Here is a 22,734-nt window from a genome sequence, read left to right as displayed (position 1 = left end):
ATTAAGACTTTGAAGTTATTCATTTTTCTTATTAGTAATGTAATCTCTTAAAAAATCATACTTAGAATCTACAGTAATTTTCCTTTGTTTCTTAGCTCTTTCAGTATTTACCCATATAGTTTGCCCAATGTTCGCATCTAATAGCATTAGTGTTAAATTATCCATATAGTAAACTTCATCATCTATAGGCAACTTATAACTAACTGTAATTTCAAACAGATTGTTTTCAGGAATCCATTTAACCAATATATTCTTTATAAACCTCCTAATAACTTTTTGTTTTTCCAAAAAAGGCAAGTTTAAAGCCAAATATCCTTTAAATACGCTATCAACATAATTTTTCATAAAACCAGGATGAGTATCTTCAAATGGGTATTCCTTTATGTATGAATGTGCTATACTTGTTAAATTTTCTATTTCCTTTAAAATATTATTGTCTCCTTTTATTAATATTAAATTTTCTTCAATATTTGATTTACTAATAATAATCTCGTTAGTCTTATCATCTAATCTTTTTAATTGTCTTAAATATTGCTTTTTAGTATATGTTCCGTCTGCTGAATAATTTTCTATTCTTAACTTGCTTTTATTAATTTTTTCTAATTCAGCTTCGAGACTTTGTATTCTTGCTTTCAATTCCTTTGTCTTTTCAGAATTATTACTGGAAAAAGATACTTTGATTGTATCAAAAAGGTTTCCATAAATTAATTGTATGATAATTGAATCAAGTACTTTAACAGGAATGTACTTAGAAGTACATTTCTTTTCTTTATACCTTTTTCCTGCACAACCGTAATAGTTTTCAAGTTTATTTGAACGTCCATTAAGCGATAGTCCACAACCACATTGAAGTAATGGAGTAAGTAAATATTTATGGTCTGTGTTTTTACCCCTTAGCGAGCCTTTATTTCTGTTTATATAACTATTATTTGCTTTTTCCCATTTTACTGGGTCAACTATTATAGGAGCATCGAAAAACTCATCCCCCCAACGTCTTTTCCCTTTGTAAATTGGATTTCTAATTATTTGTAAGATTGTGCCAGTTGTCCAAGTTGAATCAGATTTTTTATAAACTCTTGTTTCGTTTCTACCTTTATGAATTACTTTATTAGTACCGCCTATTTTATTGTATCTTGTTTGCACATTATTGTCTATTAACCAATTTCTTATCTCTGAAGATGTTTTGCCTTGTATGAAGTCATCAAATATCTTTTTAACAATTTTAGATTCACTTTCGTCAGGCTTTAGATAACTATTTTCATCTTTAGTATATCCATAGGGTAAAACAGCACCGTTAACCTTTCCATCTCTTGCTTTTGACCTTAATGTATCTTTAATTTTAACAGAAGTTAAGTCAACAAAAAATTCATCAGTTGCAGATAAAATATTATGTAATAATTTATGATGAGGGTCATTCCAATCAAACCTACCTGATTTAAAATATAATTCAACATCTTTTCTTTTGATAATAGCTAAAAACTTGTGCTTAGTTTCATCATTTCTATATAATCTACTCGTATCATAAGCAAAGACAGCTTTGATTTTTGAATCTTTTACACTTATTTTTTGAAGCATATCCATCATAATAGGTCTATCTTTTAAATCAAGCTTTCCTGAACTGGTATCTTCAATAAATAATACTGGTTCTAAATCAAGTTCAACAGCCTTTAATTTACCTTGATTCTCTTGCTCATTAATTGAGGTGGAATCCCTATCTTTATTATCCTGAGATTTACGACAGTATATCGCTAATTGCTCCATAATTCTAAACTTAAATATGGTTAAAGATAAGAATTAAAATTTTTGTTTTACACAAATAAGTTTACTGCACCTGTAAGTACAACAATGTGTTTCATATATCAAAAATATAAATTATTACGTCATTGCTCATCACACTTTTAGTGTCATGTGGCAATCCGCTTATAAATTATAAAGATTACCACGTCACTTTGTTCCTCGTAATGACATTTCTTATTTTTGATTTATGATTGATGAAAAAACTAGTCACATTGACGAAACACTAGTCACGTATTTAGAATCCTATTTAACAGATAATCGTAAAGCACGATTTAAACAAGTATTATCGCAGCGCACCAAGCATTTTACTGTGGCTATGGAAGATGTGTATCAGCTTCACAATACAAGTGCTGTCATGCGCAGTTGCGATGTGTTTGGCATTCAAGAATTACATGTTATTGAAGAGCAAAACGTAAAACATATTGATAGAGAAATTGCAATGGGAGCGCAAAAGTGGGTGGATTTAAAACGTTATAATTCAGCTAAAAACTGTATTAAATCATTAAAAACTCAAGGCTATCAAATAGTAGCCACAACACCTCATACTAATGATGGTTTATTGCAAGATTTTGATATTAGCAAAAAGTCATGTTTCTTTTTTGGTAGAGAAACCGAAGGACTCTCAGACGATGTTATGAGTCAAGCTGATGTGTTTTTAAAAATTCCAATGGTTGGTTTTACCGAAAGCTTAAATATTTCGGTGTCTGCAGCCATTACTTTACAGCATGTAACAAATAAACTTAGGCAAAGTGATGTACAATGGCAACTTTCTGATAGTGAAATGCTTGAAAAACGTTTTGATTGGTGTACTAAAACTATAAAGAGTATCAATCAAATTTTAGAACGTTATAAAAATCAAACTTAATATTGTAAATTTAAGTCAGTCAAATATTTACATTAATTCAACTAACCAACCATGACAACGTTTTTATACATACTTGCTGCAATAGTCATACTCATTGTAGTACTTGGGTTAATAGCACCCAACAATTATGAGGTGAGAAGAAGTATAATTATTGAAAGAACACTTCCTGATACATTTCAGTACTTAAAGTCGATTAAAAATCAAGATAATTGGTCACCTTGGAAAAAGAAAGATCCAACCATTACACAGAGTTTTGAAGGAACAGATGGCGAAATAGGATTTGTTTCAAAATGGAAAGGTAATAAAGATGTTGGTGAAGGCGAACAAGAAATTATATCTATTATTGAAAACGAATCAATTGATACGGAATTACGCTTTTTTAAACCTTGGAAATCACAGTCTATAGGACATTTATTTGTTGATAAAGTAGATGATAATCAAACCATGGTCACTTGGGGGTTTTCAGGAAGAAATCCGTTTCCGTTTAATATATTCATGCTATTTTTCAATTTTGAAAAAGCAGTAGGTAAAGATTTTGAAGAAGGGCTAGAGAGTTTAAAAAAAATACTAGAACACAAATAACAGAATTATGACAAAAAATATGATAGGCTGGTTTGAAATACCTGTAAATGATATGGATCGTGCAAAAGCATTTTACGAAGCGGTTTTTCAAATAGAGATTAAGGTAATGGACTTTGGAGGTATTTTAATGGGATGGTTTCCAACTAGCGATATGAATGCTCATGGAGCTTCTGGTTCACTTATTAAGCAAGAATCGTACATTCCAAGTCAAGAAGGCACAATGGTATATTTTATGAGTGATGATGTACAAAACGAATTAGATAGAATTGAAGCAGCAGGCGGAACAATTTATCAGTCTAAAACGCAAATATCTGAGGAGTATGGTTACATGGGAGTTTTTATTGATACAGAAGGAAATAGAGTAGCGTTACACTCTCAAAACTAGAGCCTAGATCGACTTTTACTTAGTACTTTATACTCTTCGTAACATTCGCTAATAGCATCTAATATTTGAAGATCGTTAGCGGTTCGTATAAAGTCTTTTGAGTAGTTACATTCCCTAATTAATAAATCGAGATCCACTTTATCGACATTTAAGAGTGCAGTAAGCATTTCGCGATCAAAACGTGATGCTAAAATATTGCGTATTTCATCATCAGCTTTCATTTGGCGTAACTTACGCATTTCCCGAGGTTTCTTTCCAAACATTTTATGTAAGAAATCTGCAGGATTAAAAATTGCACCTAGTACTTTACTTACCATACTAGGTGAATTAGTTTGTCCTTCATATCCAGTAGTTGGTAAACCAGAAATACTGTATCGTGTATCTTGACGTAGAGGTACTTGTTGTATATCGACTTCTAAATAGCCAGTTAATCTCAGTTGATTTATAACTACTTTTTCCAGAGCTAAAGCAAGCTCAGTCATTTCAATAGACGTAGAAGCACCAAATACAATCCAGTCGTTAGTAACACGTACTTTTATCGATTTATAACCTAAATATGATAGGTGTAAGGTGTCATTAACATTAGCTTTAATTTCAAAATCACCATTGCTATCGGTAGAAGTACCTAAAACTTGATTAAGGTTAACAATGTTAACACTTTCGAGTGGTTCTCCATTTTCAGCACGTATTACTTTACCTTTTACAGAGGTGTCTTGAGCATATACAAATGCCGAAGTTACTATTAGACTACAAATTAGAAAAAGCTTTTTCATTTGCTATTTTTTATTCTTTTTTAAGGCCAGATGTAATTCGCAATTAAATCCTTTTATTAATTTATGATTTGTCAAGCTCATTTCATACAATTACTTTAAAGTATAAAAGTACTAAACAAAACGTAGATTATTAGATTTGCTTATGATTTTGACTTAAAATTAACAAGAAAGATTACTCGACAATCGAGATTTAATGCTCTGAAGCTTACCTCAAAATCAAAAACTAGTTCCTAAAAACACCTTGTATGCTTGCAACTAGAGAGTTTATTTTCTTCGGCTCCGTCTTGGTCTTGAAGCAGCAAAATCACCTGATTTATTACCAGAATCCGAACGCCTTTTAGAGCTCGAACTACTATCTTTTTTTCGTCTATCGCTTCTGTTACCAATTCCTCTAGAATCTGAACGTCTATCGTTACGATTACCACCACTACGTCTATCACTACGACGTTTACTACCACGACCTCTATTTCGACTTCTTCCTTTGTCTTCGCTAACTTCTACATTTACAAAGCGACCATTATGCTTAAAATCGGTAAAAAAGGATAATACTTTTTCCTGTTCTTTGGTTTCGGTATTAAAAAACGAAAAGCTATCTTTTACGTCAACCTTAAATACGTCATCCTTTCCAAGTTCTAATAATTCTTTTAAAAAGTCTTTTAGACTCATCCAATCGTAACCATCTTTTTTACCTACGTTGATAAAATAGCGCGTCGATTTTTCGTCACTTGTATCTCTAGCACTGCTATTTTGTGCTTCGGCATTTAAATCTTGTGCCTTTTGGTAATAATTATGGAAACGTGTAAATTCTACAGAAAAGAATTTTTTAATAAGCTCGTCTTTGGTTGCGTCTTCAAAAAGCGTATTGATGTCGTCTAAATAAGGATCAATATCATGGTTTATTTCGGTGTCGTGTACTTTATTGGCAAGCGACATTAATTGCACTTGACAAATTTCCATACCACTAGGAATTTCTTTTTTATCAAACTGCTTTTTAATAATACGCTCTATACTTTTTATTTTGCGTAATTCACTTTTAGACACAATTACCATAGACACTCCTGTTTTACCAGCACGACCTGTTCTGCCAGAGCGATGTGTGTAAGTTTCGGTTTCATCAGGAAGTTGATAATTAATTACGTGTGTAATGTCATCAACATCAATACCACGAGCAGCAACATCTGTAGCGACTAACATTTGTATTTGTTTGTTTCTAAAGGATTTCATTACCAAATCACGTTGATTTTGACTTAAATCCCCATGTAAAGCTCCAGCACTATAACCATCGTCAATCAGTTTTTCGGCTACTTTTTGAGTGTCACGTTTTGTACGACAAAAAATTACTGAAAAAATATCTGGATTAGCATCAGCTAAGCGTTTTAAGGCAGCATATCTATCTCTTGCGTTTACTAAATAATACTCATGTGATACTTGATTGGTGCTTTCATTTCTGTTTCCTACAGTAATTTCTATAGGATTATGCATGAATTTTTTTGCAATAGTCGCTACTTCTTTTGGCATTGTTGCCGAAAATAACCATGTACTTTTGTCTTGTGGTGTATGCGATAAAATAGAAGTGATGTCTTCATAAAATCCCATGTTTAGCATTTCATCGGCTTCATCTAAAACAGCATATTCAATTTTTGAAATATCAACTAACCCTCTGCTAATCATGTCTTTCATTCGTCCAGGAGTAGCCACTATAATTTGTGCGCCACGTTTTACCTGTTTAGCTTGGTCTGTAATACTAGCACCACCGTAAATAGCCGTGACATTTAAACCGTTATAGTATTTACCGTAGAGTTTTAATTCGTTTGTAATTTGTAAACAAAGCTCACGTGTAGGCGATAGGATTAGGCCTTGGGTGGTACGACTGTTTACATCAATTTTTTGAAGCATTGGAAAACCAAATGCAGCTGTTTTTCCTGTACCAGTTTGTGCTAAAGCAACAAGGTCGCTTTCTTTTTCTAATAAAATTGGAATGGCTTTGTCTTGTACTTCACTTGGTGTTTCAAACCCAAGGTCATTAATGGCTTGTAGGATGTTTTCCTCAAGTCCAAGTTGTTGAAATGTGTTCATTTGTTGTATTAAGTATTCCGATTATGTTATGTAAGTGTTACATAAGAAGCGAATCGACATACTTAAAACCTAAACTTCTGGTAACACACTCCTCACGCTGAGGAATTAGAAACTCTATTTGTTCTGAGTTTCAGCGTGCAAAGATAGTTATTTATTTAACATTCTTATCATTTATTAAGTAAACTTATTGAAGCCTAAAGTATTAGTTCTTCTCTTAATGTATAATGCTGTGCCGTTGTTTCATATCTCAATAATACACGTTTTGCGTTTTCAGGTATATAGGCTGTTTCATAACTTTCACCAGCAAATTTTTTTACCGAATCTAGGCATTCGAATTGAAGAACTAGAAAGAATTCTACTTCATTTTTTTGATGTTTTGTTGAAATACTAACTTTTTCTAGACCATCGACCCCTTTTCTTTTAACCTCTGGAAACACTTCATTTACCAACATGTTTTCATAGATAGGTGCATTTTTTTTAGTTGTCCAACCTTTCCAGGTTCTTATAATTTTTGATGTGTTATTCATTTTGTATTTTATTGCAATTAGAAATATCGCTCCAAAAAGTTTATTTGTGCTTTACTTGATTTTTCGAATAAGTTACTAGGATAATATAATAATCCAAAATGCCCTCCACTTATATCAACCCATTCTTTAGGTTGTTTTATCATTTTAAACACTCTACTAGTTACTTTAGTATTAGCACCTTCCATTTCGTCATTTTTTGCAACAACCATGAGTATTGGTGCTTTTAAATAAGAAGCGCATTGCCCTACATGAAAATGCTCAGGTGTTTTTAAATTTGATATGATGACTACATTTCTCCAATTTGTTCCAAAACGACCACCATATTCTATAAACCATTTATATGCAGTTAACTCTTTTGGTTTTGATGGTGTGCTTATTTGGTCATAAGATACAATAGGGATTTGCTTGGATACGGTATGTGGTAGGCTCATTATATTATCATTTAATACTGTTTCTTTAGCGAAGGCATATGCATTACCTTTTTTATCATCAGTTGGATATTCCTCGCCAAAAGCAGGAACCATTGTAATAATAGCATCAACTCTTTCATCAATAGTGCCTACCAAAAATGCTTCTCGTGCACTCATACTTGCTCCCCAAACAGCAATTTTATTAGTGTCGATTTCGGGTTGAGATGAAACGAAATCAATGGCATCAATGTAACCTCTGGCTTGTACCCAAAAATTTATTTCCTGTCGAGGCTCACCATCGCTAATGCCAAGGTTTCTATGGTCGTATAATGCTACTGAATATCCAGCATCTCTAAATCTTTCGGCATATTTATCGGCAGTCATTCCATTAATGGTTGTTGTAAATCCATGAGCCATCACTATAACAGGGAATCTATTATTTGAAACGTATTTTGGTAAGTACAATCGGCCTTTAAGCGTGGCACCTTGTGATATGAATTCTATATTTTTATACATCTTAATTCCATCTTAAAACTTCAAACTTCCAATTACCGAAAGAATCTTTTTTTAAAATAGCAATTGCAGATTGTATTACTTCAAAATAAAGATCTCCAGTTTCAATATTGGTTAATTTTTCATTGTAATGATAGAGAACGTAGGCCAGATTGCCAGAAACTTCAACTCTATTAATTTTAAGGTCGAAAGTTGCTTTATTTTCCTTAAATAATTCTCGCCATTCTTCTAAAATTGTTTCTTTGTTAGACAAAGGGTTTCCTTCACTTGGTCCTAAAACAAAAGAATCAGAATAAAAAGTCTTGAAACGATTAAATGTGAGACTATCTGAAAGATTGTTGTTATTGATAAAATCATAATTATTTATAATTGCTTTTCTTACTGCATCTTTATCTGAATTTGTTGTGGCTAAAGCAGTATTATTCTTTTTGTTGTTACAAGCAAAAAATATGATTAAAATTAAATAGATCAATTTTTTCATAGTGGTATTATTATAATAATTGTATTCTCGAATTAGTGCATCTTTTTGTTAAGCACAAAACAACTATAAGATGAGGAAACATGTTTTTCATTAGTTGAATTTATTAAGTTATAGAGAAAAGACTAGAAACTTAAATTGATATTCCTAGCCTTTATTAAAATGTCAATTAGCTTAAATTATTCTGATTTCTTTAAAGGAGAATGATGCTCGTGAACCATTTTCCAACCATCTTTGGTTTTAACAAAAAGTAAAGTAATTTGGTCATTTACAATAACTAAGTCTTCTCCAAATTTTAAATGAAAATCGGAGTGAAAAGTTAAATTTGCGACATCGCCATATACAGCTATTTGTAAATCTTTAGCATCGAATTTTACAACTTCTGTTACAGAACCAAATACATTGCGTTCGTGAGTTTCGTTGGCTTTATATCCATTTCTTGGTTCCCCGTTTTTAAATTCGGTAAATTTTGGTCCATAAGCATGAAATGAAATTAACTTATCCATATCGCCATCTTTAATACTTTGTGCAATAGCTCCAAAGGTTTCCATTACTTCTTGTTTTGCTTCAGGGAATTCGTCGTTAATAAGATCAACTTGTGCTTGACAACTCCAAAGAGATAATCCTAAAGCTAAAATTAATGTAAATGTCAGTCTTGTTTTCATAATGTAATATTTGTTTAATTGAGTGATGTAAAATTCACTTAAAATGAAGATATAAGACTTTCAAAAAAGCTCAAAAAATATTCTAAAACGTCCAATTTATAAATTAAAGGTTAAGTTTTAGTTTTATCAAATCTGTATTGATGAGGAGGTAGATTATATTTTTCTTTAAAAGATTTTATAAAATGAGAAGAGTTAATAAAACCGCAATCGTAACAAATTTGATTGATATTTAAGTTTGTTTCAATAAGTAGTTTTTTTGCATACTCAAGGCGTTTAGATTTTATCCATCTAGATGGTGATGTTTTGTAGATACGTTTAAAATCTCGTTTAAAAGCAGATAAGCTTTTGCCGCATAATTTAGCAAATTCTTCAACTTTTAAATTGTATAAGAATTTTTCGGACATTACTTTTTCAATATCAATTTCATTTTTTTTAGTTTTAGAATTTGATTTCTGAAACTCTAATCTATTTGGGCGAATGCCTGTAACAAACTCTTCCATTTCAGCTAAAATAGGGTAGGTGTCACCTGTCCAAAAAAGATGATCTCTTCCTTTAAATTCAACCAATTTTGAATTAGGGATACGTTCAGCAATATATCTGCCTTCTTCTACTAATATTTCAATATCACCTTCTCTAAAAAGTAATAATGTAGGGACTTTAATTTGTTCCAAAATATCAGTCACATCAATGTGAGTACACTGCTTATGTAAAATTAATGCAGCTTTAGGACTAGCGCCAGAACGCAAATAGCTAGCCAACCAATCCATAAATCTGTTATCATGGGCTAGAGAAGGAACAAGAGATTTAAGTTCGTCTAAATCGCCATGTGCCCAATTATCTTCAATTAGTTTATTTGAAATCTCGCGTTCTTCATCGGTAGGAGCCCAAGGATAATCTTCAGAATATCTTCGTTTAGCAAAAATTCCGAAACCCATTACACCTAACGTTCTTTCAGGGTAATTTAAAGAGAATAGTAAACTTACAGAACCTCCTTCTGAGTGGCTAAATAAAAAGACTTTTTCAGAATTTGTGGCATCCATAACAGCGTTAATATCATTCATTCGTTCTTCCATGGTAGAATATTCATCAGAACGATCGGAAAGCCCTGTGCCTCTTTTATCAAAAATAATGAGTCTCGAAAACAGGGAAAGCCTTGTTAAGAAAGCTGCTAATCTAGGTTCAGCCCACATCATGTCAATGTTTGAAACCCAACCTGGAATATAAATAATATCTACAGATCCTTTGCCTATAACTTGATACGCTATATTAAAATCACCACTTTTAGTATATCTAGTTTGAGGTTTCATAAAACTTATAAATGCATAAGTATTTAGTTTGATGTAAGTTAATCTTTTATATTTTAAAATTAATTCACTCTACTAGTCTTTTGACAAATAAGTAAGGAATTAGCTGTTAACTAATAATAAAAAAGCAATTAATTTGTTTACAGCTTTCCCTCTATGTCCTATGTTGTTTTTCAATTCTAAATCCATTTCAGCAAAGGTTTTTGTATAGCCTTTCGGTTGGAAAATAGGGTCATAGCCAAAACCCTTTTCTCCATGTCTTTCTTTGGTAATTTTACCTTTGCAAATGCCTGTAAAGGTTTGTAATTCGTCATTTAAATGCAAAGCAATAACGGTTTTAAATTGGGCAGTTCGGTCGTTTTTGGTTTGTAGTTCGCTTAGCAATTTATCCATATTATCATTGGCATCACGTTGTTCGCCAGCATAACGAGCTGAAAAAACACCTGGTTCGTTATTAAGTGCCTCTACTTCTAATCCTGTATCATCTGCAAAGCAATCATAACCATAATGGTTCTTAATATATTCTGCCTTTTGTATGGCATTGCCTTCTATAGTTGCCTGGGTTTCTGGAATGTCTTCTAAACAACCAATGTCTTTTAAACTAAGTAATGTGATGGTAGAAGGTAACAAAGCTTGTACTTCTTTAAGCTTATTGAGGTTGTTTGTTGCAAAAACGAGTTTCATATATTACTGATTAAGGCACAAAACTAATTATTTATACGAAACTAAAATTTTAGTATCTTGAAGCAAACAAAATTTTTCTTTCATGAGTTCACTTAAAAAAGAAGATATCAAGCAAGAAGTGTTTGATCTTTATGATGACTATGCCCATAACAAACTTGATAGACGACAATTTATAGAGAAGCTTTCTTTATATGCTATAGGCGGCATTACAGTATCGTCTCTTTTAAGCTTTGTAATGCCCAATTATATTGATACACTTATAGTAAAACAAGACGATCCAAGACTAGACTCAAAATATGTAAATTACGACTCTCCAAAAGGAGGAGGTAGTATAAAAGGCTTATTGTCTAAACCTGCTAAAGCTCAAAAGAAATTACCTGGAATTGTAGTTGTACACGAAAATAGAGGTTTAAACCCTTACATTGAAGATGTAGGTAGAAGAGCTGCTTTAGAAGGATTTATTTCTATTGCACCAGACGCGTTAACACCACTTGGAGGTTATCCAGGAAATGATGACGAAGGGCGAACATTACAACGAAAACGTGATAGAAATGAAATGCTGGAAGATTTTATCGCAGCCTTTGAGTATTTAAGAAGTCATAAGAATTGTGATGGCAATGTTGGGGTTGTTGGCTTTTGTTTTGGTGGATGGATATCAAACATGATGGCTGTTCGATTGCCAGATTTAAAAGCAGCAGTACCTTTTTATGGAGGGCAACCATCAGTTGAGGAAGCTGCAAATATTAAAGCACCATTATTGCTGCAGTTTGCAGGATTGGATAAACGTGTAAATGCTGGATGGCCAGAATATGAAAAAGCTTTAAAAGTTAATAATATTAAGCATACTGCTCATTTTTACTCTGATGTTAATCATGGATTCCATAATAATACGACGCCACGATATGACAAAGCTGCGGCAAAATTAGCTTGGTCAAGAACCATTGAATTTTTCAAAAAACATCTCAAATAATATTTAACATGACAAAAAAACAAACCACAAGAAGACAGTTTATTAAAAAAGGTGCAAAACTCGGAATAGCAATTCCATTAATAGGTTCAGGTTTATTAGGGTGTAATTTTAACGAAGAAAAAAAGAAAGAAGTAAAAGATGCATCTTCAAAAAAGTTAAGCATCCTAATTTTAGGAGGCACAAGTTTTTTAGGGCCACACCAAATAGCATATGCCTTAGAGCGTGGTCATTCTGTAACAACTTTTACTCGAGGAAAAACATTGCCAACAGTTCATCAAGATTTGTTTAAAAATGTAACGCAATTAATTGGCGATAGAAATAACGATTTATCGGCTTTAGAAGAAGGTACTTGGGATGTAGTAATTGATAATTCTGGTCGTGATGTAGAGTGGACTAAAAATTCAGCCGAATTACTAAAAGATAGAACTAATATGTATGTTTTTACCTCATCAACAGGTGTGTATTATCCTTATTTAGGCGATAATATTAAAGAAGACACCGAAGTACTTTTAGAAGAACCAGAAACTATTGAAGATGAAGATATGAAGTTAGAATATTGGTATGGCGTCATGAAAGCAAACTCTGAATTAGCTGCTATTAATGCCTATGGAAAAGATAGAACCATTGTGGTGCGACCAACCTATATGTTTGGACCTGCCGATAAAACCAACAGGTTTATACATTGGCCTTTGCGATTATCAAAAGGAGGAGAGGTGTTGGTTCCTGGAAAACCAAATGATCCTGTACAGTATATTGACGTACGTGATGTAGCTGAATTTATGATTAGATTGATTGAAGAAAAACGTTCTGGCGCTTTTAATGCCGTTGGACCTAAGAACACCCAGGACATGTACAATTTTGTTACAGAAGCAAGTAAGGCATTTACTGTAGAGCATACGTTTGTAAAGATTGACGATTACGAGTTTTTAAAAGCTAATGAGGCACCATATTTAGTGCCTTGGATAATGCCAGAAGGGAATAACTATGGGTCAGCTAGAGCTAATAGTGATAAAGCCATAGCAGCAGGATTAATTTATAGAGATTTAAAAGCGTCTATTAAGGAAACGTATGATTGGTGGCACTCCAATAGTGTTCCAGAAGACATGCGTCAAAAATTTGAAGGTGATTCCAAAAATGTATTTAATCGAGAAGCAGAGCTTATTGCAGCTTGGAAAAAACATCATAGTTGATTTTAAAAATATTTTTTATTAATAAATGATTCCCAGATATAACTTAACAGACTAACTAACACATTAATTTATGTCTGAAATACAAACACCTTTAGATGCTTTTCTTAAATGGGAAAGAGAAACCCCTAATAAGATATTTTTAAAACAACCCGTTAAAGGAAAACAAATTACTTATACTTTTCTGGAAGCTGGAATTGAAGCTCGGAAAATTGCTTCCTATTTAGTGTCGTTGAATTTGCCAAAACGAAGTCATATAGCATTGTTGTCCAAAAACTGTGCGCATTGGTTAATGTCTGATTTAGCAATTATGATGGCAAATCATGTGTCTATACCAATTTATCCAACACTTAATGATGCTTCAATAAAGCAAATTTTAGAGCATAGTGAATCTAAGGCTATTATTATTGGTAAGTTAGATAATTTTAAATCTCAAAAAGAAGGAATCCCGAACATTCAAAAAATTAGTATTGACCTTTATGGAGTGAACGAAGGAAAGCTGTGGGAAGATATTATAAACAAAGGAGAGGCTCTCACAGAAATTCAAACAATCAATATTGATGACTTACATACTATTATTTATACTTCAGGTACAACAGGAAGTCCCAAAGGTGTTATGCATACGATTAGGAATTTTTCAGAAAGTATAAGCGTATTTAATGGAGCTGTTAAAATACAAGATAACCCAAGTTTTTTTTCGTATTTACCATTAGCTCATGTAGCAGAACGAATGGCAATTGGAACTATGGGCTTTTATAAAGGAGCTGAGTTTTCATTTCCTGAAAGTTTAGAAACATTTGCTAAAGATTTAGAGCGTTGTCAGCCACATTCATTTTTTGCAGTACCGAGAATTTGGACGAAATTTCAAGAAAAAATATTAGAAAAATTTCCACAAAAAAAGTTAAGTTTCTTATTAAATATTCCAATTTTAAACTCCCTAATAAAGAAAAAGTTAAAACAAAAATTAGGACTTGCTAGAGCTCAATATTGTTTTTCTGGAGCAGCTCCTTTGGCTAGTAGTTTAATGGAATGGTATAAAACTATTGGAATCACAATTTATCAAGCTTATGGAATGACTGAGGATTGCATTCTTTCACATTGTAATTTGCCAGGAGCAAATAAAATTGGAACGGTTGGTAAAACTTGGCCAAACACTAAAATTAAATTATCTGAAGAAGGAGAGATACGAATTAAAAACCCTTGTATGTTTAAAGGATATTATAAAGCTCCTGATATTACGGCTAACGTTTTTGATGATGAAGGTTATTTTAAAACAGGTGATAAAGGAGAATATGACCATGACGGATTTTTAACTATTACTGGACGTGCTAAAGATGAATTTAAAACCGATAAGGGTAAATATATTTCACCATCGCCAATTGAATTGGAATTGTCGAAGAACACAGATATTGAACAAATTTGTGTAGTTGGAACTGGAATTCCGCAACCTATTGCGTTAATTACTCTTTCAGAGTTAGGTAGAGCAAAATCAAAAGAAGATTTATCCAAAGGATTAACTGAAACTGTAAATCAATTAAACCCTAGTTTAGAAAAGCACGAAAAAATAGAAAAAGTGGTGATTATGAAAGAAGATTGGAATGTAGATAATGGTTTAACTACACCTACTTTAAAAGTAAAGCGAAATAGTATTGAGAAAATTCATCAGCAGTTTTACAAATCATGGTTTGAAATGGATGACAAGGTAATTTTCGAATGAGCATTGCTGCTAAAATTTATACTTTTTTTATGATAAAAATCATTAAAAACATAAACTGCTATTGTTAAATTTGAATAATAATTAAAATACAAAACACTATGACAATTAATATTCAATATGTGCATATGGCGACAAGTGAAGCTATGAACGAATATGTGACAAAAAAATTAAACAAATTAGGTAAAAAATACGATTGGATTATAGGAGCCGAAGTTAATTTTGGTGTTGAACATAACGATAAAGAAAAAGGAAAAATATGTAAAATGGAATTGAGTTTACCTGGTCCTAGAATTTTTGCAGCATCTAATGAAGATAATTATGAAGATGCAGTAAAACACACTATAAGTGATTTAGAAAAACAACTTAAAAAACGTAAAGAAACATTTAAAACACATTAATACTTAAATAAAAGGGAGCTAATTTAGCTCCCTTTTTTTATCTGTGATGGTAAGGTTCGTTTCTTAAAATTGTAAAGCCTCTATATAACTGCTCAATAAAAAACAAGCGCACCATTTGATGTGAAAATGTCATTTTTGATAAGCTAATTTTTCCTTGTCCCTTTTGATAAACATCTTCCGAAAATCCATAAGGTCCTCCAATTACAAATACTAATCGTTTTATTCCGGAATTCATGTGTTTTTGTAGGTAATTAGAAAACCCAACCGAGCCTAGTTGTTTTCCTTTTTCATCCAGTAATATCAATGCATCCGAAGTATTAACTTTATTTAAAATGAGTTCGCCTTCTTTTTGTTTTTGTTGAGCCTCACTAAGGTTTTTTGAGTTTTTTATATCAGGAATTATCTCAAGATTAAATTTTATATAAAACCCTAAGCGTTTTGTATATTCATCAATAAGGTATTGTAGTTGTTTATTATCAGTTTTACCTATGGTTAAAAGCGTAATTTGCATGTACTAATGTTATTTGCCAAATATAACAGAAACAATTTGTTTTAGCTTTTTGTAATCCCAAAAAAGCAAGTAGATGTTAGCTAATAACATTAAGCCTGCAATTATAGGTGTACCTTTAAAATTCATTGCTACTACAATAACAAAAATGTTGATGATTATTGGCATGTATAGTATGGCTCCTAAAAAAGCTGTTCTGGGTATTAATAATAATACACCTACCAATAGTTGCATTAAACCTAAGAAATTCCAATAAAAGCCAGCTCGATAGAGAGCTTCAAAAAAGAAACCAACTTGAGTGTCAATTCCTAATATGGTAAAACGTTCTCCTAACACTTTTTTTAGACCAGAAGGTAAAAAAGCTAAGAATAATAGTATTCTAGTTCCCCAAGTAAAGAGTATAAAAACCTTTTTAGTGTATATATGATTATGTAGTTTTTCTATGTTGGTCATAGTAATCATTTATTTTATGACGAATAATAACAATTGTTGTTACGCTTTGAGAGTAAATTATGAAAATCAATTATTATTTTAGCACTAAAGAAGTAAATATGATATCTAAAGCACAATTTCAAAAAGAAATAGACTTAATAATAGCCAATGCCATTAGGGAAGATGTTGGTGATGGCGATCATAGCTCATTGTCGTGTATTCCAAGTTCTGCAAAAGGAAAAGCTAAATTGCTTGTTAAAGACGAAGGCATTATTGCAGGAGTAGAGTTTGCTAAACAAGTGTTTGCTCATGTTGATGATACTATGAAAGTTGAAGTGCTTATTGAAGATGGAACTAAAGTGAAATATGGAGATATTGTATTTTATGTTGAAGGTGCTTCACAATCTATTTTAAAAGCTGAACGATTAGTACTTAATGCAATGCAGCGTATGAGTGCTATTGCTACTAAAACTAAGAAATTTGTTGATTTGCTAGAAGGTACAAGTACCAAAATTTTAGATACACGTAAGACGACACCAGGTATTAGAGCACTAGAAAAATGGGCTGTAAAAATTGGAGGAGGCGAAAACCACAGATTTGCTTTGTATGATATGATTATGCTTAAAGATAACCATATAGATTTTGCTGGAGGAATAACTAATGCTATTAATAAAACTAAGGCGTATCTTAAAGACACTAACAGAGATTTAAAAATTATAGTAGAAGCTAGAAGTCTTAAGGAGATAGAAGAAATTTTAGAAAGTGACGGTGTGTATCGTATTTTAATAGATAATTTTAATTATGAGGATACTCGCAAAGCAGTAAAACTAATAGGAGGAAAGTGCTTAACAGAATCTTCAGGAGGCATTACCGAAAGTACAGTTAGAAAATATGCAGAGTGTGGCGTGGATTATATTTCTAGTGGTGCTTTAACACACTCAGTCTATAATATGGATTTAAGTTTAAAAGCTGTTTAAATGACCAAGCACATTGAAGAACGACTAGATAAAATTCCTGTAATAAATTGGATAGTCAGATTATTAAAAAATATTAAGCTACCAGGTTTTGAAGGATTATCTATTTATGATCTTCTGGAAATGTATGTTATAGGTATTGTACAAGGTGCTTTAACGACTCGTGCAAGTGCCATTGCGTTTAATTTTTTTACAGCTATTTTTCCTTTTTTGCTGTTTATTATTATCATTATACCATTTATTCCTTTTGATGGGTTTCAAGCAGAATTTTTATTGTTTCTGGATTCCTTTTTACCGCCACAAACATCAGAGTTTTTTCAAGAAAATATATTCGAAAATATAAGTACAACCAATCAAGGTAGCTTGCTGTCTCCAATTTTCTTATTATCAATAATTTTAATGGCAAATGGCGTAAATGCTGTCTTTTCGGGATTTGAGTATTCATACCATCAACAATTAAACAGAAGTGTTTTTAAGCAATATTTGTATGCATTAGGAGTTGCCTTAATTTTGGCTTTCTTGCTAATTTTTACAATTGGTGTGTTTGGCTATTTTCAAATTTATATCATTACACCTTTGTACGAAAGTATTAGTGGTCAAGAAATAGACAGTACTAGTTCAGGATTGTTATGGGTGCAATTTGCAAAATATGCTTTCTTTACAATTATGATATACGTCGCTACTGCTACGCTTTATTATTTTGGAACTAAAGAGGGACGACACTCAAAATTCTTTTCAATTGGAGCGCTATTTACTACGTTGCTAATACTTTTAACTTCATATTTATTTGGTGTTTATATTGAAAACTTTTCTCAGTATAATGAGCTTTACGGCTCTATTGGAGCTTTATTAATCTTGTTATTTTATTTGTGGCTAAACTCAAATATTATTTTACTTGGTTATGAGCTTAATGCCTCGTTGCAACAACTAAAACGCAAGGTGTAATATGTATAATGAATCCATTTTTTTTATAGATGTTATCCTTCCAATACCATTAGAAAAGCAATTTACATATGCTATAACTAAAGCAGAATCGGAGTTTCTAAAAATAGGCATGCGTGTAGCGGTACCTTTTGGAAAACGTAAAATTTATACAGCATTAGTTTTAAATATCCATCAAAATGCACCTATAACTTACGAAGCAAAAGAGATTCATCAAATTTTAGATGAGCAACCTATAGTAAATGAATTTCAAATAAAGCTATGGCAATGGATGGCAAACTACTACATGTGCACTTTAGGAGATATACTTAGAGCAGCATTACCTAGTGCCTTTTTGTTAGAAAGCGAAACAAATGTAGTTTTAAATAAAGAGGAAACTATTAATGATTTAGACTTAAAAGACGATGAGTTTTTAATATATGAAGCATTGCAGCATCAATCTAGTTTAAAAATAGAAGATGTAACCAATATTCTCGATAAAAAAAAGGTGCTTCCTGTCATAAAAGCACTTATAGAAAAACAAGCAATACATGTAGAAGAAGAATTGTTTGAAAAATACAAACCAAAACTAATTAGATATGTTAAACTGAATGCCATTTATAACAATGAAGCATCCTTTAATGAATTAATGAACACATTGAATCGTGCTCCAAAACAAAGACAAATTCTCCTGTCATTATTTATGCTAAAATCTGCTACTAAAAAACCAATAAAAGTATCAGATGTATTAAAAAAAAGTGAAGCATCTTCAGCTCAAATTAAAGCGCTAATCGATAAAGAAATTTTAGAAGAATATTATCTTAAAACAGATAGAGTGTCGTTTGATAATGATGAAATTATTAACTCTAAAGATTTAAATAGTGATCAAGAAAATACTTTAAATAAAATATCTAAAGCATTTAAAAATCAAAATGTTACATTATTGTATGGTGTAACATCATCTGGAAAAACAGAAATCTATGTGAAGCTAATTGAAGATGTTTTAAAACAAGGAAAACAAGTATTGTATTTAGTACCTGAAATTGCTTTAACATCTCAACTGGTAAACCGTCTTAGTGTGTATTTTGGAAATCAAATTTCGGTGTATCATTCTCGATACTCATTAAACGAACGTGTTGAGGTTTGGTATCATGTGCTAAATAATTCCGACAAAGCCAAAGTAGTTTTAGGAGCACGTTCTTCAGTGCTTTTACCATTTAATAATTTAGGATTAATTATTGTTGATGAGGAGCATGAACAATCTTATAAGCAATTCGATCCAGCACCACGATATCATGCTCGTGATACTGCGGTTGTACTAGCTAACTTATTTAAAGCTAAAACACTATTAGGCTCAGCTACACCAAGTATAGAGAGTTATTTTAATGCTGTAAAAAAAGAAAAGAAATATGGATTTGCAGAGCTAAAAACACGCTATAATGATGTGCTAATGCCCGAAATTGAGTTAGTTGACATTAAAGACAAGCACAAGCGTAAGCGCATGCAAGGGCATTTTAGCGATCGCCTTATTGAAGAAATGACGGAAGCTTTAAATGACGATAATCAAATTATTTTATTCCAAAATCGTAGAGGATTTTCTCCTATTATTGAGTGTAATACTTGCGGACATTCGCCACAATGCCCTAATTGTGATGTAAGCTTAACCTACCACCAATATAAAAATCAATTGCGTTGCCATTACTGTGGTTATGCCATGGCGATGCCTAAAAATTGTGTAGCTTGTGGTAGTAGTGAATTAGATAATAAAGGTTTTGGTACAGAACAGATAGAGGAGGAGGTTAAAGCATTATTCCCAAAAGCAAAAGTGGCTAGAATGGATTTAGATACTACTAGAGGAAAGCATAGTTACGAGCGTATTATTAATGCTTTTGAACAGCATGAAGTAGATGTGTTAGTAGGCACACAAATGGTGACCAAAGGTTTAGACTTTAGAAATGTAAAATTGGTTGGTGTTATGAATGCCGATAGTTTATTAAATTTTCCTGATTTTAGAGCGCATGAACGTAGTTTTCAATTGATGCAACAAGTTGCAGGAAGAGCTGGAAGAACCGATGTAAGAGGGAAAGTGCTTATACAAACCTATAATCCTTATCATAAAATTTTACAACAAGTTTCTACCAATGATTATTTGTCGATGTTTTATGAACAATTAGATGAACGCTATAATTATAAATATCCACCAATTTATAGATTAATTAAAGTAACCTTAAGGCATAGGGATTATAACAAGGTAAATACTGGAGCAGATTGGTTGGCAAAATCCTTAAGGCAAATATTTAGGCAACAAGTATTAGGTCCTGAATTCCCTCCAGTTTCAAGAATTAGAAATCAGTATCATAAAAATATCTTGATTAAAATTCCGCAAAATCAATCCTTATCAAAAACAAAAGAAGCTATTCTTAAAATAAAGAACAGCTTCTTGAGTATCAAAGATTTTCGTCCGATTAAAGTAATTTTAAATGTCGATAATTATTAGTGTTTAAATATTATTTAAAGCATCTACTAATTGGGTCTTCTTATTTCTACTTAAAGGAATTTCGTAAGCTCCAACTTCAACATTCTTACTATTAAAGCGATCAATTTTATCTAAATTAACGATATAAGATTTATGAATTCTTAAAAACTTCCCTTCAGGTAGTTCGGCTTCAAAAGCTTTCATGGTAGATAATACCACTAAACTATTTTCCTCAGTTACTAGTTTTACATAGTCTCCAAGTGCTTCAATCCATTTTATATCTTTAATATAAACCTTTCGCTTTTTTAAATTACTCTTTACAAAGATGTGCTCACCATCCGTTTCTTTAAAGTCCAGCGTTAATTTATGCTGCTCTAAAGCCTTATCTACGGCAGTATTAAAGCGTTCTCTGGTAATGGGTTTTTGTAGATAATCTGTGGCATCGTAATTAAAAGCTTTAAATGCATACTCTGTTTTACCTGTGACGAAAATAATTTGAGGTTTATTATTTAATACGTCTAGTAATTCAAAGCCATTTAAAACAGGCATTTCGATATCCAGAAAGATTAGATCTACTTTGTGAGTATTGAGTCCATTTTTAGTTTCCAGGGCACTGCTATATTCTGCAATCAAGTTAAGAGAAGGGTGGTTCTCTATAAGCTTGACAATAGATAAGCGTTGGATTGCGGAGTCATCTACAACAACACAGTTTAAAGTCATAACATTTCTTGTTTTAGGTTAAGATATCGACAATAGTACAAAAAATTCGGTTAAAAACCAAAAAACGTCGATAAAGTGTTTTGATTAACACAATTTTAACATTTCTTTAAGACATAAAAAATAGATGTAAAAATGTTGTCTAAACAAGAATAAATACCTATTTTTGCAGCCATTTTAAACATAAATACATAATTTAATATGAATCATTACGAAACTGTTTTCATCTTGAATCCCGTTTTATCTGAAACTCAGATAAAGGAAACAGTAAAGAAATACGAAGATTTTCTTGTTTCTAAAGGTGCAAAGATGATAGCGAAAGAAGATTGGGGACTTAAAAAGTTAGCTTACCCAATTCAAAACAAAAAAAGTGGATTTTATCACTTATTTGAATACCAAGTAGATGGTAGTGCAATCGATCCTTTAGAAGTAGAGTTTAGACGTGACGAGCGTTTTATGCGTTACTTAACTGTAAAATTAGACAAGCACGCTGTGGCTTGGGCAGAAAGAAGAAGAGTTAAACTTAAAGAAAAAGCGTAAGTATGTCATCTATAGAACAACAATCTAAAGGAAAAAAAGAAGGAGAAATTAGATATTTAACTCCTTTAAACATAGATACTAGTAAGAAAAAGAAGTATTGTATGTTTCAAAAATCTGGAATCAAATATGTAGATTATAAAGATCCAGACTTTTTAATGAGATTTATAAACGAACAAGGTAAATTGTTACCAAGACGTCTTACAGGTACTTCTTTGAAGTATCAAAGAAAAGTGGCTGTTGCTGTAAAAAGATCACGTCACTTAGCGTTGATGCCTTATGTAGCCGATTTATTAAAATAAAATACCGATAACAATGGAACTTATATTAAAACAAGACGTTGAAAATTTAGGATTTAAAGACGATGTTGTAACAGTTAAGAACGGTTATGGTAGAAATTTTTTAATTCCACAAGGACAAGCAATTTTAGCAACAACTTCTGCAAAGAAAGTATTAGCTGAAAATTTAAAGCAACGTGCTTTTAAAGAACAAAAAATTATTGACGATGCTAAGAAAACTGCCGAAGCAATTAAAGCTTTAGAAATAAAGTTAACTGCAAAAGCAACTGAAGGAGCATCTGCTGGTGATAAATTATTTGGTTCAATTACCAAAATAGATTTAGCCGAAGCTTTTGAAAAAGCTGGACACTCAATCGATAAAAAATTCATTAATATTACAGGTGGAAATATTAAGCGTTTAGGACAATACAATGCTGTTATACGTTTGCATAGAGAAGTATCTGTAGATTTAGCTTTTGAGGTTGTAGCTCAAGCTTAATTAGCTTTTTACAATATAAAATTAACCGTTTAGATACTTTTCTAGACGGTTTTTTAATTTT

Annotated in this window: 25 protein-coding genes; 13 read left to right on the top strand and 12 right to left on the bottom strand. The window is 31.8% G+C overall.

The features are described 5' to 3' along the window. Nucleotides 1-15: 15 nt before the first annotated feature. Nucleotides 16-1,761: a recombinase family protein gene (locus tag E5167_RS08440; protein WP_136843025.1), complete on the bottom strand. Its 1,746-nt coding sequence runs from the start codon at nucleotides 1,759-1,761 to the stop codon at nucleotides 16-18. 223 nt (nucleotides 1,762-1,984) lie between these two features. On the opposite strand from E5167_RS08440, the gene E5167_RS08435 reads away from it, so the two are divergent. The 3 genes from E5167_RS08435 to E5167_RS08425 are packed head-to-tail and all read left to right on the top strand — an operon-like array spanning nucleotide 1,985 to nucleotide 3,629. Then, nucleotides 1,985-2,662, top strand: a complete 678-nt coding sequence (locus E5167_RS08435; protein WP_136843023.1) for a TrmH family RNA methyltransferase — start codon at nucleotides 1,985-1,987, stop codon at nucleotides 2,660-2,662. 51 nt (nucleotides 2,663-2,713) lie between these two features. Then, the gene (locus E5167_RS08430; RefSeq protein ID WP_136843022.1) at nucleotides 2,714-3,244 is read left to right on the top strand and encodes an SRPBCC family protein; all 531 of its coding nucleotides are present in this window, start codon (nucleotides 2,714-2,716) and stop codon (nucleotides 3,242-3,244) included. A gap of 7 nt (nucleotides 3,245-3,251) precedes the next feature. Then, complete coding sequence (locus E5167_RS08425; protein WP_136843021.1) at nucleotides 3,252-3,629, top strand: VOC family protein; 378 nt, start codon at nucleotides 3,252-3,254, stop codon at nucleotides 3,627-3,629. Here E5167_RS08425 and E5167_RS08420 read toward each other — a convergent pair. From E5167_RS08420 to E5167_RS08385, 8 genes are all read right to left on the bottom strand, one after another. Continuing rightward, the gene (locus E5167_RS08420) at nucleotides 3,626-4,402 is read right to left on the bottom strand and encodes a carboxypeptidase-like regulatory domain-containing protein (protein WP_136843019.1); all 777 of its coding nucleotides are present in this window, start codon (nucleotides 4,400-4,402) and stop codon (nucleotides 3,626-3,628) included. The two genes, E5167_RS08425 and E5167_RS08420, sit on opposite strands and share 4 nt — an antisense overlap. A gap of 264 nt (nucleotides 4,403-4,666) precedes the next feature. Further along, nucleotides 4,667-6,478 (bottom strand): DEAD/DEAH box helicase, encoded by a 1,812-nt coding sequence (locus E5167_RS08415; RefSeq protein ID WP_136843017.1) that lies wholly within the window; start codon nucleotides 6,476-6,478, stop codon nucleotides 4,667-4,669. Nucleotides 6,479-6,672: 194 nt separating this feature from the next. Next, complete coding sequence (locus E5167_RS08410; RefSeq protein ID WP_136843016.1) at nucleotides 6,673-7,005, bottom strand: antibiotic biosynthesis monooxygenase; 333 nt, start codon at nucleotides 7,003-7,005, stop codon at nucleotides 6,673-6,675. A 17-nt stretch (nucleotides 7,006-7,022) separates the two neighbouring features. Beyond that, nucleotides 7,023-7,931 carry an alpha/beta hydrolase gene (locus tag E5167_RS08405; RefSeq protein ID WP_136843014.1) on the bottom strand — a complete coding sequence of 303 codons (909 nt, stop codon included), beginning with the start codon at nucleotides 7,929-7,931 and terminating at the stop codon, nucleotides 7,023-7,025. 1 nt (nucleotide 7,932) lies between these two features. Continuing rightward, nucleotides 7,933-8,409, bottom strand: coding sequence for a YybH family protein (locus E5167_RS08400; protein WP_136843013.1), 477 nt, complete (start codon nucleotides 8,407-8,409; stop codon nucleotides 7,933-7,935). Nucleotides 8,410-8,585: 176 nt separating this feature from the next. After that, nucleotides 8,586-9,071, bottom strand: coding sequence for a YybH family protein (locus tag E5167_RS08395; RefSeq protein ID WP_136843011.1), 486 nt, complete (start codon nucleotides 9,069-9,071; stop codon nucleotides 8,586-8,588). Between the two features lie 110 nt (nucleotides 9,072-9,181). Continuing rightward, nucleotides 9,182-10,378 (bottom strand): alpha/beta fold hydrolase, encoded by a 1,197-nt coding sequence (locus E5167_RS08390; RefSeq protein WP_136843010.1) that lies wholly within the window; start codon nucleotides 10,376-10,378, stop codon nucleotides 9,182-9,184. Nucleotides 10,379-10,477: 99 nt separating this feature from the next. Further along, entirely contained in the window at nucleotides 10,478-11,059 is a 582-nt protein-coding gene (locus tag E5167_RS08385) for a non-canonical purine NTP diphosphatase (protein WP_136843008.1), read from the bottom strand. Nucleotides 11,060-11,141: 82 nt separating this feature from the next. Between E5167_RS08385 and E5167_RS08380 the strand changes: the two genes are divergently transcribed. From E5167_RS08380 to hpf, 4 genes are all read left to right on the top strand, one after another. Further along, nucleotides 11,142-12,029 carry a dienelactone hydrolase family protein gene (locus E5167_RS08380; RefSeq protein ID WP_136843007.1) on the top strand — a complete coding sequence of 296 codons (888 nt, stop codon included), beginning with the start codon at nucleotides 11,142-11,144 and terminating at the stop codon, nucleotides 12,027-12,029. Between the two features lie 8 nt (nucleotides 12,030-12,037). Next, nucleotides 12,038-13,219: an NAD-dependent epimerase/dehydratase family protein gene (locus E5167_RS08375; protein WP_136843005.1), complete on the top strand. Its 1,182-nt coding sequence runs from the start codon at nucleotides 12,038-12,040 to the stop codon at nucleotides 13,217-13,219. A 70-nt stretch (nucleotides 13,220-13,289) separates the two neighbouring features. Further along, the gene (locus tag E5167_RS08370; RefSeq protein WP_136843003.1) at nucleotides 13,290-14,933 is read left to right on the top strand and encodes an AMP-binding protein; all 1,644 of its coding nucleotides are present in this window, start codon (nucleotides 13,290-13,292) and stop codon (nucleotides 14,931-14,933) included. 98 nt (nucleotides 14,934-15,031) lie between these two features. Further along, the gene (gene hpf, locus E5167_RS08365; protein WP_136843001.1) at nucleotides 15,032-15,331 is read left to right on the top strand and encodes a ribosome hibernation-promoting factor, HPF/YfiA family; all 300 of its coding nucleotides are present in this window, start codon (nucleotides 15,032-15,034) and stop codon (nucleotides 15,329-15,331) included. A gap of 37 nt (nucleotides 15,332-15,368) precedes the next feature. Here hpf and rlmH read toward each other — a convergent pair whose 3' ends face one another. Together rlmH and E5167_RS08355 are read right to left on the bottom strand one after the other, a co-directional pair. Next, nucleotides 15,369-15,842: a 23S rRNA (pseudouridine(1915)-N(3))-methyltransferase RlmH gene (rlmH, locus tag E5167_RS08360; protein WP_136842999.1), complete on the bottom strand. Its 474-nt coding sequence runs from the start codon at nucleotides 15,840-15,842 to the stop codon at nucleotides 15,369-15,371. A gap of 9 nt (nucleotides 15,843-15,851) precedes the next feature. Further along, complete coding sequence (locus E5167_RS08355) at nucleotides 15,852-16,292, bottom strand: hypothetical protein (protein WP_136842997.1); 441 nt, start codon at nucleotides 16,290-16,292, stop codon at nucleotides 15,852-15,854. Between the two features lie 98 nt (nucleotides 16,293-16,390). Here E5167_RS08355 and nadC point away from each other — a divergent pair, with 98 nt between their 5' ends. Genes nadC through priA form a run of 3 tightly spaced genes read left to right on the top strand, consistent with a single transcriptional unit; the run spans nucleotide 16,391 to nucleotide 20,663 of the window. Next, complete coding sequence (gene nadC, locus E5167_RS08350; RefSeq protein WP_136843507.1) at nucleotides 16,391-17,248, top strand: carboxylating nicotinate-nucleotide diphosphorylase; 858 nt, start codon at nucleotides 16,391-16,393, stop codon at nucleotides 17,246-17,248. Then, the gene (locus tag E5167_RS08345; protein WP_136842995.1) at nucleotides 17,249-18,190 is read left to right on the top strand and encodes a YihY/virulence factor BrkB family protein; all 942 of its coding nucleotides are present in this window, start codon (nucleotides 17,249-17,251) and stop codon (nucleotides 18,188-18,190) included. Nucleotide 18,191: 1 nt separating this feature from the next. Next, the gene (gene priA, locus E5167_RS08340) at nucleotides 18,192-20,663 is read left to right on the top strand and encodes a replication restart helicase PriA (RefSeq protein ID WP_136842993.1); all 2,472 of its coding nucleotides are present in this window, start codon (nucleotides 18,192-18,194) and stop codon (nucleotides 20,661-20,663) included. Between the two features lie 3 nt (nucleotides 20,664-20,666). Here the strand turns inward: priA and E5167_RS08335 are convergent, their stop codons facing one another. After that, nucleotides 20,667-21,362 (bottom strand): LytR/AlgR family response regulator transcription factor, encoded by a 696-nt coding sequence (locus tag E5167_RS08335; protein WP_136842991.1) that lies wholly within the window; start codon nucleotides 21,360-21,362, stop codon nucleotides 20,667-20,669. Nucleotides 21,363-21,560: 198 nt separating this feature from the next. On the opposite strand from E5167_RS08335, the gene rpsF reads away from it, so the two are divergent. The 3 genes from rpsF to rplI are packed head-to-tail and all read left to right on the top strand — an operon-like array spanning nucleotide 21,561 to nucleotide 22,673. Next, a complete protein-coding gene (gene rpsF / locus E5167_RS08330) occupies nucleotides 21,561-21,899 on the top strand; it encodes a 30S ribosomal protein S6 (RefSeq protein ID WP_136842989.1) in 339 nt (112 codons plus the stop codon). Nucleotides 21,900-21,901: 2 nt separating this feature from the next. Beyond that, the gene (gene rpsR / locus E5167_RS08325) at nucleotides 21,902-22,198 is read left to right on the top strand and encodes a 30S ribosomal protein S18 (RefSeq protein WP_136842987.1); all 297 of its coding nucleotides are present in this window, start codon (nucleotides 21,902-21,904) and stop codon (nucleotides 22,196-22,198) included. A gap of 13 nt (nucleotides 22,199-22,211) precedes the next feature. Further along, nucleotides 22,212-22,673: a 50S ribosomal protein L9 gene (rplI, locus tag E5167_RS08320; RefSeq protein WP_136842985.1), complete on the top strand. Its 462-nt coding sequence runs from the start codon at nucleotides 22,212-22,214 to the stop codon at nucleotides 22,671-22,673. Nucleotides 22,674-22,734 lie beyond the last annotated feature (61 nt).

This window comes from Pontimicrobium aquaticum, assembly GCF_005047595.1.
In the GTDB taxonomy this organism is placed as follows: Bacteria; Bacteroidota; Bacteroidia; order Flavobacteriales; family Flavobacteriaceae; genus Pontimicrobium; species Pontimicrobium aquaticum.
The sequence above is the reverse complement of the archived record's forward strand: the minus strand, read 5'-3'. Positions and strand labels throughout refer to the sequence as shown.